Annotated in this window: 11 protein-coding genes; 5 read left to right on the top strand and 6 right to left on the bottom strand. The window is 45.4% G+C overall.

The window, feature by feature from the left end:
• Together P5683_RS13850 and P5683_RS13845 are read right to left on the bottom strand one after the other, a co-directional pair.
• Nucleotides 1-1819, bottom strand: a 1819-nt coding sequence (locus P5683_RS13850) for a hypothetical protein (protein WP_315669453.1), incomplete at its 3' end; no start/stop codon positions are given.
• Between the two features lie 49 nt (nucleotides 1820-1868).
• The gene (locus P5683_RS13845; RefSeq protein ID WP_008056725.1) at nucleotides 1869-3206 is read right to left on the bottom strand and encodes a TRAP transporter large permease subunit; all 1338 of its coding nucleotides are present in this window, start codon (nucleotides 3204-3206) and stop codon (nucleotides 1869-1871) included.
• Between the two features lie 434 nt (nucleotides 3207-3640).
• Between P5683_RS13845 and urtA the strand changes: the two genes are divergently transcribed.
• The 5 genes from urtA to urtE all read left to right on the top strand — a co-directional run bounded on the left by urtA (nucleotide 3641) and on the right by urtE (nucleotide 8935).
• Nucleotides 3641-4933, top strand: coding sequence for an urea ABC transporter substrate-binding protein (gene urtA / locus P5683_RS13840; protein ID WP_008056729.1), 1293 nt, complete (start codon nucleotides 3641-3643; stop codon nucleotides 4931-4933).
• Nucleotides 4934-5012: 79 nt separating this feature from the next.
• Complete coding sequence (locus tag P5683_RS13835) at nucleotides 5013-6179, top strand: ABC transporter permease subunit (protein ID WP_006621810.1); 1167 nt, start codon at nucleotides 5013-5015, stop codon at nucleotides 6177-6179.
• A 71-nt stretch (nucleotides 6180-6250) separates the two neighbouring features.
• A complete protein-coding gene (urtC, locus tag P5683_RS13830) occupies nucleotides 6251-7414 on the top strand; it encodes an urea ABC transporter permease subunit UrtC (RefSeq protein ID WP_046321073.1) in 1164 nt (387 codons plus the stop codon).
• Nucleotides 7415-7439: 25 nt separating this feature from the next.
• Entirely contained in the window at nucleotides 7440-8177 is a 738-nt protein-coding gene (gene urtD, locus P5683_RS13825) for an urea ABC transporter ATP-binding protein UrtD (protein WP_046321074.1), read from the top strand.
• Nucleotides 8178-8233: 56 nt separating this feature from the next.
• On the top strand, nucleotides 8234-8935 hold the full coding sequence (urtE, locus tag P5683_RS13820; protein ID WP_035759891.1) for an urea ABC transporter ATP-binding subunit UrtE: 702 nt from the start codon (nucleotides 8234-8236) through the stop codon (nucleotides 8933-8935).
• Here the strand turns inward: urtE and P5683_RS13815 are convergent.
• The 4 genes from P5683_RS13815 to P5683_RS13800 form a co-directional block, all read right to left on the bottom strand.
• On the bottom strand, nucleotides 8932-10041 hold the full coding sequence (locus tag P5683_RS13815; RefSeq protein WP_006621815.1) for an FAD-binding oxidoreductase: 1110 nt from the start codon (nucleotides 10039-10041) through the stop codon (nucleotides 8932-8934). The two genes, urtE and P5683_RS13815, sit on opposite strands and share 4 nt — an antisense overlap.
• A 35-nt stretch (nucleotides 10042-10076) precedes the next feature.
• The gene (gene psbQ / locus P5683_RS13810) at nucleotides 10077-10523 is read right to left on the bottom strand and encodes a photosystem II protein PsbQ (RefSeq protein WP_006668826.1); all 447 of its coding nucleotides are present in this window, start codon (nucleotides 10521-10523) and stop codon (nucleotides 10077-10079) included.
• Nucleotides 10524-10651: 128 nt separating this feature from the next.
• Nucleotides 10652-11440 (bottom strand): SDR family oxidoreductase, encoded by a 789-nt coding sequence (locus P5683_RS13805; protein ID WP_315640191.1) that lies wholly within the window; start codon nucleotides 11438-11440, stop codon nucleotides 10652-10654.
• Between the two features lie 17 nt (nucleotides 11441-11457).
• On the bottom strand, nucleotides 11458-12699 hold the full coding sequence (locus P5683_RS13800; protein ID WP_046321075.1) for an FIST N-terminal domain-containing protein: 1242 nt from the start codon (nucleotides 12697-12699) through the stop codon (nucleotides 11458-11460).
• Between the last annotated feature and the right edge of the window lie 90 nt (nucleotides 12700-12789).

The raw sequence follows: 12789 nt of genomic DNA, 5'->3' as shown, positions 1-12789 counted from the left end.
GAGCGTGACACTTCTCTAAAAGTCCCTCCGTCTCCTCTTTTTGCGATCGCAATTGCTCCAATTCCTCTTGAGTCTGTTGTTGTTTACTGTGGGAGGACTCTAATACCTGCATGGTTTCCTGAAGTTGAGCGTGACACTTCTCTAAAAGTCCCTCCGTCTCCTCTTTTTGCGATCGCAATTGTTCCAATTCCCCTTGAGTCTGTTTGTGTTGACTGTGGGAGGACTCTAATACCTCCATAGTTTCCTGAAGTTGAGCGTGACACTTCCGTAAAAGTCCCTCCGTCTCCTCTTTTTGCGATCGCAGTGTTTGCAGATTTTGTCGCGCCTCGTGTAACTCAGCCTTAGTCTTATCAACTTCCTCAGCCGCTTCTTTTTGCATAAACTGAGCCTGTTTCAACTCCTCAGTCTTATTATTCAGCTTGTCTTTAGTTTCCTGTAACTCCTGTTGGACAGACCCCAGTTGTGCTTTTTCCTGTTGCGCCTGTTGAGCCTGAATATGAGCCTGTTCTAGTTCCTCTAATACCTCATCAAACTTCAACTGACCCTGCTGTAACTCCTGCTGAATGCTAGTAAATTTCTCTTTAGTTTCCTGTAACTCCTGTTGGACAGACCCCAGTTGTGCTTTTTCCTGTTGCGCCTGTTGAGCCTGAATATGAGCCTGTTCTAGTTCCTCTAATACCTCATCAAACTTCAACTGACCCTGCTGTAACTCCTGCTGAATGCTAGTAAATTTCTCTTTAGTTTCCTGTAACTCCTGTTGGACAGACCCCAGTTGTGCTTTTTCCTGTTGCGCCTGTTGAGCCTGAATATGAGCCTGTTCCAGTTCCCCCAATACCTCATCAAACTGACACTGAGCCAGGTCTAACTGTTCAGTAGTGCTGGTTAGCTGACCTTGAATAGTCTGTAACTCTTTTTGTAGGGACTCCAGTTGTGCTTTTGACCCTTGCGCCTCCTGAATTTGAGTCTTAGCCTTTTCTAACTCCTCAGTAGTGCTAGTTAGCTTGGCTTGAGTTTCCTGTAACTGCTGTTGGACCGACTCCAGTTGTGCTTTTGACCCTTGCGCCTCCTGAATTTGAGTCTTAGCCTGTTCCAATTCCCCCAAAACCTGATTTAACTGAGAATTGACCCGTTCCAATTCTTGCTTGCTCTCCGTATCCGAGGCTGTTTCCTGCTGAATTTGATGTAACTTAAAATGGGTTTCCTCAAGTTCCCCCAATACCTCATCAAACTGACAGTTGACCTTTTCTAACTCCTCAGTAGTGCTAGTTAGCTTGGCTTGAGTTTCCTGTAAATGCTGTTGGACCGACTCCAGTTGTGCTTTTGACCCTTGCGCCTCCTGAATTTGAGTCTTAGCCTTTTCTAACTCCTCAGTAGTGCTAGTTAGCTTGGCTTGAGTTTCCTGTAACTGCTGTTGGACCGACTCCAGTTCCGCCTTGTCCGTTTCCCCCTGCTGAATTTGAGTCTGAACCTGGTCTAACTGGGTGCGAGTCGTGTTCAAACTATCTTGAGTAGTCTGTAGCTCTTGTTGTAGGGACTCCAGTTGTGCTTTTTCCGCTTCCTGCTGGTGAATTTGAGCCTTAGCCTGCTCCAATTCCGCCAAAACCTGATTTAACTGAGACCGGACCGCTTCTAATTCCTGTTGACAGTCAGTATCAGAGGCTGTTTCCTGCTGTGGAATTTGGGTCTGAGCCTGTTGGAGTTCCCCGGATACCTGTTCAAACTGAGACTGGACTCGTTCTAATTCCTCCCAAACATCACGCAATTCGGATTTAGTTTGCTCGAGTTCTTGTTGTAACTGTTCCTGAGTGGGTTTCGCCATAATGATTATCTAATTGCACAAATAAGGAATTTTGCTAACTATATGTATTCTAACGGCCGATGTTCTGAGCCAGATCTGGCAAAAAGTTGACCAGGGAGGGAAAGACGACTATCAACCCTAAAACGATAAGCTGTAGGGTGATGAATGGAATCACACCGTGATAAATGTCTTCGGTGCTGATAGACGCAGGAGCCACACCCCGTAGGTAAAATAGGGCAAAGCCAAAGGGAGGGGTGAGGAAGGAGGTTTGTAAATTAGCGCCTAATAATACCCCGAACCAGACTAAATCCATATTATAGCTTTGAGCAATGGGAAGTAAAAGGGGAACTACGATAAAGACGATCTCGAAAAAATCGATAAAGAATCCCAACAGGAATACGATTAACATGGAGATGAGCAAAAAGCCGATTTGACCCCCAGGAAGATTGAGGAACATATCTTTAACTACGTTGTCTCCCCCTAGTCCCCGAAATACTAAACTAAAAGCTCGTGAACCTATCAGGATAAATATTACCATACTGGTGGTTCGTAGGGTGGCATCACAAGCGCGATATAGGTTGTCTCTGGTCAGTTGACGGTTAAAAGCGGCTAGGATAATTGCTCCGACACATCCCACGGCTCCGGCTTCTGTGGGTGTGGCTATGCCAAAAAATATACTTCCCAAGATTAACAAAATCAGTAATATGGGCGGAATTAATACTTTGATGATTCGCTGTTTGAGACCGGGTGCTGTGATGACTTCTGTGGGTAAGGCGGGGGCGAGATCCGGGCGTAACCAGGAGGCGATCGCTACATGAATAATAAAGGCGGTGGTCATTAATAATCCGGGAATTACTGAGCCAATAAATAGGTTGCCAACGGAAATTCCTAATTGATCTCCTAGGACTACTAAGACTACACTGGGGGGGATGATTTGCCCTAGGGTTCCTGATGCTACAATTACTCCGGCGGCGAGTCTGGGATTATAGCTGTAGCGTACCATGGTGGGGAGGGAAATTAAGCCCATAGCTATGACGGTGGCGGCGACTACTCCGGTGGTGGCGGCTAGGAGTCCTCCTACTATAATTACTGCGATCGCTAATCCTCCCCGCATTCTTCCGAATAATATTCCCATGGTTTCTAACAGGTTTTCCGCTATGCCTGTTTTTTCTAGCATTGAACCTAGGAAAATAAAATAGGGAATTGCCAGCAGTGTAAAATTGTTCATAATCCCAAATATCTGCTGTGGCATGGCTGACCATAAAATGGGGTCAAATACTCCGAAAATTATGCCAATTAGGGTGAAAATTAAGGCGACACCACCCAGGGAAAAAGCCACCGGATAGCCTAATGCTAACACTATTAAAGCCACGATAAACATGGCAATACTCAACCATTCAACATTCATGCGATCGCTATTTAGCTGAAAATGTCCACAACCAGAAACAAAACTTTTGTATAGTATCATATTCCGGTAACACATACTTGTTAACCTCCATAACTGATGATTAGCCCCCAATGCTCACTTTTGACCGGAAAACTGTATTAATAGCTACATTTTTTGCGGTTGACTTAGCCTAGGATACACGACTAGCCTTAAAGTTAAGTAAAAGTTAAGACCATTTCTCTGTCACCAAGTTAGCTAAGGGTAAATGCTTAATTAAGTCTATGGGCTTGAGTAGATTTATCCATGGTAAAACTAACCTTGGTGGTATGTAATCGGTCTTAAATTTACTCAAGTAGCATCAACTCTCGGAAATTGGCTAGTAATTAAAAATAAATTGTCAAACTTGTGAGAATTTCCGGCTTCGATTAGTTCCCGTTACAACTGGTAAAATTGATATGATAAACAGAAGATTAGGGCGACGCAAGTTTTTATTGTATGGATCGGCTACCTTGGGTGCTAGTGTACTCTTAAAAGCCTGTGGTACTCCCTCGGAAGATGCCACAACTCAAACTACAGGCGATACGATTAAGGTGGGTATTCTCCACTCTTTAAGTGGAACTATGGCAATTAGTGAAACCACGGTTGTGGAAGCGGAAAAAATGGCGATCGCTGAAATAAATGCAGCCGGAGGTGTGTTAGGAAAACAGATTGAAGCAGTAGTTGAAGATGGCGCTTCTGACTGGCCGACCTTTGCCGAAAAAGCCGAAAAACTCATTGACCAAGACCAAGTGGTTACCGTTTTTGGTTGCTGGACTTCTGCCAGTCGTAAAGCAGTTAAAGATGTGTTTGAATCCCGGAACCATATGTTATGGTATCCCGTGCAATATGAAGGTCAGGAATGTTCTCGGAATATTTTTTATACTGGGGCTGCACCCAATCAACAAATTGAACCAGCGGTCGATTGGCTATTAGAAAATAAAGGTCGAGAGTTCTTTTTGGTCGGGTCTGACTATGTGTTCCCCCGCACAGCCAACACCATTATTAAAGAACAGCTTATGGCTAAAGGTGGCACTACCGTCGGGGAAGATTATCTACCTTTAGGAAATACAGAAGTTACCGGAATCATTACCAAGATTAGGCAGGCATTGCCCAACGGTGGAGTTATTTTTAATAGCCTAAATGGTGATAGTAATGTCGCTTTCTTTAAACAGCTACAGGGTTCAGGATTAACACCGGATTTATACCCGGTTATGTCCGTGAGTATCGCTGAGGAAGAAGTGCGACAAATCGGCCGAGAGTTCCTCATTGGACACTATGCCTCTTGGAACTATTTTCAAACTGTAGAGACCCCAGAAAATCAGACTTGGGTGGAGGCATTTAAGGCTAAACATGGTCAAGACCGGGTTACTAATGACCCCATGGAGGCTGCTTATACTATGGTTTATCTGTGGAAACAAGCAGTTGAACAAGCCGGGACAGCGGACGATTTAGAAGCCGTTAGGGCGGCGGCAATAGGTCAGCAATTACAAGCCCCCCATGGGTTAGTAACTCTTAATCCTAATCATCACTTATCTAAGACTGTGAGAATTGGTCAAATCCGTGATGATGGTTTATTTGATATTATCTGGTCTTCCGATGGTCCGGTTGAACCATTACCCTGGAATCAGTATGTTCCTAGCACCAGGGGTTATGCCTGCGATTGGACTGACCCCGCCCGTGGCGAAAGATTCCGAATGGAAGGGGTTTAAAGGTTCCTAAATTAAGGGCAACTCGGAAGGGTTGCCCTTTCCTAAATAGCCTGAATCTATGTTGTTTAAATCTTGAAAAATGCAAGAACTTGCGATCGCTTTTTTTAATGGCATCAGTATCGGTTCCGTCTTACTCCTGGCGGCTTTAGGACTATCAATCACCTTTGGATTAATGGGGGTAATTAATCTCGCCCACGGAGAGTTAATGATGCTGGGTGCTTATGCCACATTTGTTGTGCAGAATATCTTTAGACCCCTGGGAGAACCCCTGTTTAATTTCTATATAATCCTGGCTATTCCCGTCGCCTTCATTGTCGCCGCTTTAGTCGGGTTCTTCTTAGAAAGAGGCGTGATTCGATACCTATATGGCAGACCTTTAGAAACCTTATTAGCCACTTGGGGGGTTAGTCTAATTCTACGCCAATTTGTCCGTAGTGTCAACTGGCAAATGGTAATTGGTTTGGGCTTATTTTGCCTCTTGTTTTTTGGGGGGTTATTCTGGGTTAAGCGTCGCCAGGACTGGGAGAAAATTCGCAATTGGGCTATGGGGGTTTTGTTAGTCTTATCTATCGGAATTTCTACAACCGCTAGTATTCTGATTGGTAACGCGGCTGGACAAGTTTTGACTCGACCCTGGTTTAGCGCCCGAAATGTCGATGTGACCGCCCCCGCTTGGTTACGAGGAGGGTTCGCCCTAGGGAATTTTCAAGTTCCTTATGCGCGGGTATTTATTATTATTCTGGGGTTGGTATGTTTGGGGTTGATTTACCTATTTCTTAATCGCTCTAATTGGGGTTTAAGGATTAGGTCAGTAACTCAAAATCGCCAAATGAGTGCTTGTCTGGGTATCCCTACAGACCAGGTTGATGCTTTGACATTTGCCATGGGTTCGGGACTGGCTGGGGTAGCAGGTTGTGCGATTACTTTATTGGGTTCAGTTGGACCGAATACCGGACAAAATTATATCGTTGATACCTTTATGGTGGTGGTAGTTGGTGGGGTGGGAAATTTGCTGGGGACGGTGTTAGCCGCTTTAGTTATTGGTAGCTTAATTTATTTGATTGGTTCGGGAACATTGGCGTTCTTATTATCCTCTGTGGATGTTCTACAGCCTGTGGTCGATTTCTTGAGTTTCTTTGCGACAACCAGTATGTCTAAGGTGTTAGTCTTTGCGCTAATTATTGCCTTTTTGCAAATTAAACCTGCGGGCATTTTCCCGCCTAAAGGCAGAACTGCTGAGTTGTAGATTGGGATTTGCGAACACTTTAAAAATCAACATTTTATCCATGGTTAATTAAGGTTAATTGGGTCATATATATGAATCAGGAAATCGGTAGGGTCGCCCAACAAAAACAGAAGCAACAACAGCGACTCATTGAAATTGGGGTAATAATAGCGATCGCTATTATTTTGGGTGTGATAATGCCTTTAGCTTTGCCAGCCTTTAGATTAAAGCTATTGGGGCGTTTCTTATCCCTATCTATTGTCGCCCTCGGTATTGATTTAATCTGGGGATATACAGGGCTGCTAAGTTTAGGACATGGCATCTTTTTTAGCCTGGGAGGATACGCCCTGGCTATGTATTTACAGTTACAGCTTCCCGAAGGTCGAATCCCCGACTTTTTTATGCTCTATGGAGTTGAACAACTCCCCTGGTTTTGGGAGCCATTTTATTCGTTTCCGTTTACCCTAGTTGCCATCTTTTTGATTCCCGGTATCGTGGCGGCAATATTGGGATATTTGGTATTTCGTAACCGCATTAAAGGGGTTTACTTTTCCATCCTCACCCAGGCAGCTTTGCTGGTATTTTTTCATCTGTTTAACGGTCAACAAAAATATATCAACGGAAGCAATGGACTCAAAACAGATACCACTATGATTTTTGGGACTCAGGCGGGTTCCCCCGCCGCCCAACTGGTATTTTATGAATTGTCTATTCTGTTGATTATTTTAATTTATTTACTGTGTCGGTGGCTGACCAGTGGGAGGTTTGGGCGTTTATTGGTAGCCATTCGAGATGATGAAAATCGGGTGAGATTTTCCGGCTATGACCCCACGGGGTTTAAGGTTTTGGTCTTTGCTATTTCTGGGGCGATCGCCGGAATTGCTGGGGCATTATATACTGTTCAAAGTGGTATTATCACCCCTAGTTTTATGGAGGTAGCCTTTTCTATTGAAATGGTGATTTGGGTCGCCGTTGGTGGTAGGGCGACTCTGGTGGGGGCGATTTTGGGAACTGTCTTAGTTCGCCTCGGTCAAACCTTCCTCAGTGAACAATTCCCCCAAGTTTGGCTGTTTTTTCAAGGCGCATTATTCTTAATTGTGGTGACAGTTCTCCCTAGTGGTATAGTGGGATGGTTACGGACAGATGGTTGGGAATATATGCGATCGCTATTAGGTTTCCGACAGCCCATAATGACCTACCCTCAACTAGAAGAAGACCCAGAATTGCAACTAGAACGCGAAGAACTTGAGAGTTAATATTGAGTGGATTAATGGACTGGCAATGAACATCTTAGAAATCGAAAATGTTACCGTCAATTTTGATGGCTTTAAAGCCCTCAATAACCTTAACTTTAGCATGAAAGCTGGGGAATTGCGGGTAATTATCGGCCCTAATGGTGCGGGAAAAACCACCTTTTTAGATACCATCACCGGAAAAGTTCAACCCACCGAAGGACAAGTTAAATTTAAGGGGCGGAATTTACGAAATATCCCGGAATATAAAATCGCCCGGCTAGGAATTGGTCGCAAGTTTCAGACTCCCAGAGTTTATCTAAATTTGACGGTAGCCGAAAATTTGGATCTGGTGGTTAATCAAAATAAAAATGTGTTTCCCACCCTATTTCGTCGCCCTATTTCTGGGGAAAAACGAACGATGGCGGGACTGTTGGAAACGGTGGGTTTAGCAGCCAAAGGAGATTTAAAAGCCGAATTTTTAGCCCACGGTGAAAAGCAGCGCCTAGAAATTGGTATGCTAGTCGCCCAGTCCCCCGATTTATTATTAGTTGATGAACCGGTGGCGGGACTAACTGATGAGGAAACCGAAAACGTCGGTAATTTATTGTTAGCCTTAGCGGAAAGCCACTCAATTATTGTGATTGAACATGATATGGAATTTGTCCGACAAATAGCGCGTCAGGTGACAGTATTACATCAAGGTTCGGTTTTGTGTGAGGGAAATATGGAACAGGTGCAAAATGACCCCAGAGTGATTGAGGTTTATTTAGGAAAAGAGGAGTAAGTAAAATGACATCAACTCAAGCGGATATCCAACCCCATATTATCCCATCAAACCTAATGTTACAGGTTTCTGGTGTGAATGTTTATTACGGAGAAAGCCACATTTTACGCGATGTTGATTTAAGTGTTCCGGTCGGGGAGATGGTTTGTCTAATTGGTCGTAATGGTGTGGGAAAAACTACCTTATTAAAAACCATCATGGGACTACTCAAACCCCGCACCGGACAGGTAAAATTTGCCGATGTTCCCATTACCCAAATTCCCACCCACAAACGGGCTAAATTAGGCATTGGTTATGTTCCCCAAGGGCGAGAAATTATCCCCCGCGTCACGGTGCAGGAAAATCTCCTGTTAGGCTTAGAAGCCTCTGGGGAAGTCGGGAGAGGTAAAAGAGAAATACCAGAGGATATTTTTGATTTATTCCCAGTGTTAAAAACTATGCTGTCTCGTATGGGGGGAGACCTTAGCGGTGGTCAGCAGCAACAGTTAGCGATCGCCAGGGCGTTAATGGGAAAGCCACGTCTATTAGTCTTAGATGAACCCACAGAGGGCATTCAACCTTCAATTATCCTAGAAATTGAAGCAGCGGTGCGGCGGATTATTGAAACTAGGGGAATTTCTGTGCTATTGGTGGAACAGCATTTACACTTTGTCCGCCAAGCCGATCGCTATTATGCCATGCAAAAAGGCGGAATAGTTGCCTCTGGCTTAACCGAAGATCTCAGCGCGGAACTAATTAAAGAGTTTTTGGCGGTCTAAATGCCACCATTAATCATCTGACGTATTTCTAAAGCAGTTGCTGGGGCTAATAACACGCCGTTGCGGTAGTGTCCCGTAGCGAGTAGGACATTACCAAAACCCGCCAAAGGACCGATAACGGGGGCGGGTCTACCTTCGGGACGGGGCCTTAGCCCATGCCATTGGTGGATAATTTCCCCTTGGGCGAGGGCGGGACAAATAGCGATCGCCCTTTCCAGAAGAAAATCAACTTGTTGTAGTTGCGGTTGGACTTCCCCGCTGGGGTCTGGAAATTCCACGGTTGCACCCACCCAATATTCAGAACCCCCCAAAGGTACAATATGCACATCATCTCCTGTAATCACAGGTTGGGGATGATTACCCCCCAAAGGTTCACGAAAGCGGAACTTGAGGGCTTGTCCGAGGACGGGTTTAATGGTTAACCCAGAGGGCAAAGATTGGCTCTGAAGTAGGGGTGTAGTCCCCAAACCCGCCGCCACCACCACCCAGTCAGCCGGAAGGCTTCCAGAGTCAGTATTTAGGCGCTGACAGAGTTTCTGACCATGACCCAACTGGGTAATTTCCCAGCCCTCGACATTAACACCAAAGTTAAATGTAGCCCCATTTTTTTGGGCGGCTTCGACCAAAGCCTTAGTTATGGTTGTGGGGTTAACTTGACGATCGCTTGGGGAATATATAGCCCCTGTGACTCGCGAACAATCAATCTGGGGATAATGCGATCGCACAGTTGGCTGATCCATTAACTCCAGATGAAAACCTTGTTCACGGCGGATAGTAGCTAATTCCTGCCAACGATGCCAATTTTCCCCCTCAAACCCTAACATCAAAATCCCTTGGCGGTTAAAAGGAATGGCATACCCATTACAGGCTTCCAATTCAGGAATTAGGGTTTCATAGCGAGCCATACTGTCGCGCCGTAAAGCCCAAGCCCGCCCCTTGGTTTTGTGACTGATGACCCCCATTAATACCCCCAAAGCGGCGGCGGTTGACTGGGTAGCGGGTGGATGACGATCTACCACGGTGACGGTTAACCCGGACACCAGACTAAGTTCATAGGCGATCGCCGCCCCGATAATTCCACACCCGACAATCACAACCCTAGTCATAAGCCACCATATACCCTTCCCTAACTACCTATTCCCTAAACTTGGGGAAATTTGCTCAAAAACAAATCCAGGTCTTTCAGGGCTTCCTGATAGCTGATAGCAGCCTGTTGGCGATCGGCTTTAGCCGCCGCCTCACTCATATCCTGTAAATGCTCAAACACCTCGCGGGACAACTTGCGGGCTTCTGGTTGTTCATTGGGAAGTAGGTTGCGAACTACATAGTTCATTTCCTGAAGTACAGTACCAAAGGGACCGTGAGCAAAATTATCGATATTGATCCAGTCACCCTTTTGGATATAACCTGCCAGTTCTGTGGTGGAGCGATCGCGTATAGCCGCGATATTAGACTTATACTCCTGGATTTTTTCAAGCTGAATACTGCTATAGCTGGGAGGTTCCACCGCCACAGGAGAACTGCAACCCACCACGAAGGCGGTTACAAATGCCAAAACACAAGCCAAAATTGAACGATAACGCTTCATAACCAAAATTGTTTTTTTGAAATCTGCTCCGATTTGCACAAAGCACAAACGGTTTAACAAACCATTGTGGCAGAAAACATCTACCACAGCTTATTGAATTGATAAATTAGGCTAAACACAGGGTCAAGCTACCCTTTGGGTCGGAATTGCTTTTCTACCAAACTGGCTATGATATCTCTGGGCATTAACCGAGGTAAGTTGACAATAATCTGATTAGAGATGCCTCCGGTCACCAGGGTAGAGTCTTTTTTGTCTAAGCTAGAGAGGGTTTCCTTCACCACTTCGGCGGCGCTGGCATAATTGTTACCAGAGCTTTTCATGGACTGGGGAAATTCGGCATTTTCAAAAAAATTCGATTCTGTCGGGCCAGGACAAAGGCATAAAATCCGCACCCCTGTATCCTGATTTTCTGCCCATATAGCCTGACTAAAGTTGACCACAAAGGCTTTAGTGGCAGAGTATACAGACATATAGGGTAGGGCTTGATATCCGGCGATCGATGATACATTGACGATCGCCCCAAAGCGGCGGGCTTTCATCACCCCCAGGAATAGATAGGTCAACTCTACCAGGACGGTAACATTGAGTTGCACCATTGCCAATTGTTTAGTGAGCGATCGCTCATCCAAAGGTCCATAGTCCCCAAACCCGGCATTATTCACCAGCAGATCCACCGTCTCAGGTCCCCCCGCCACCTGGTCAAAGATTACCTGTCCGGCGTTGGCTTCCGTGAGGTCTTGGCTGATTACCTGGACTTTTACCCCATATTGGGATTGTAACTCCCCGGCTAAGTTTTCCAGTTTATCTTGCGATCGGGCTACCAAAACCAGATCGCCCTTTTGGGCTGCTATTTGTCTAGCAAAGGTTTCACCAATACCGAATGAAGCCCCTGTTACTAACGCTTTTTGGATTTGCATGATGTGATCTTCAAATATTACGGTTGACGCAGAATGCCAAACACACAAGTATACCCATGCAAAAATGTAGCATTTCCCACGGGTCCGATTTCACCATTACAGAAAAATCCCGTTAGGGGTATTTTAAAATACTCCCGAAACAGATTCGAGTCAAAATCTGGCTGACCATAAAGATTTTCTCCCCGTCCCAAACAGGAAAATATCAGCGCCCCTTCCGTGGCTACTGGTGCCGTCGTTTCTGTCAGCTTCTGGTGACCACTTAGCAAGCCTTTCAAGTCTTCCGCAGAAGTGCGACTATCGCGCAAATGAAACTGAATGCGTTGTCCTGGTCTAACGCGATCGCCTATAGCCATAGCCCCCACTCTGGGGTCAACTCCCATCAAATTACGAATTAAAAAATCCCCCGATTCTAATTTAGCTTTAAACTCATCGCGCGCCACACCCACAAATAACGAATTTTGAGCCAGTTTGCGGTCATCTTCCCCCAATTCCGCTATCAATTCCTGTAGTGCTTCTAAAGGCGCAACTTCACGGCGATCGTTAATATTCAGACCATCAGTTTCCGAACATTTCTCCACCGTCAAGATAATATTTCTTTCCCCTTGACTCACCCGTAATGGTTCACCAATGGGACGACATCCCTGGGCGACAATAGTTTCTAAGACAATATTTCCCGTTAAGGCCACTCCCACAGCTTCAGCAGAGTACATCTCGCCGTTACAAAATACAGCCGTCGCCCAACCCATCATCCCAGAACTAGCTAATCCTCCCACTTTCGGCGATTCTGGATAGGCATAATCTAACCCTTGGAGTAGATCATTAATCTTCCCATAAAACGGGTCAATCAACAAAATAAATTGAGGGTCATTTTGGGGATGCACCCCAATTAATTCTACCCAATCCTCTGGGGGGTTATCTAAATCAGGGAGATCATTGGTATTTAGATGAAACGGACAAATATCAACCCCCGGAAGATGGGCTAAACATAAGCCTAATGCGGGTTTACCCTCGATTTCTTTGACCTGTGTTTCCGTCTGCATACCAACTATACCGCCACCTGTACAGCCAATTAGCACCCGCACCGAAAGCTGTTCCGCTAATAATGGCATGAGTCTGGGATAATCACTGCTAAACGCCGAAGAGATAAACACCAAACCTAGATCTGGCGAAGATTTCAGCGATTCTTGACATTGTTTAACTACCTCCGTCACTGCTGCTTCTAACGATGGACGAGTGGAAATCGCGCTGACCCACTCCATGGGTCCTGTTGTATTTATCATTATCCTAAAGTTGCTATCACGTAAAACTCCTGGGAGGGTTGGAAGCTCCGTGATTGATCACGGAGAGGA

This window comes from Limnospira sp. PMC 1279.21 (assembly GCF_032349615.1).
GTDB lineage: Bacteria > Cyanobacteriota > Cyanobacteriia > Cyanobacteriales > Microcoleaceae > Limnospira > Limnospira fusiformis.
This window is presented reverse-complemented; position numbering and strand designations above follow the sequence as displayed.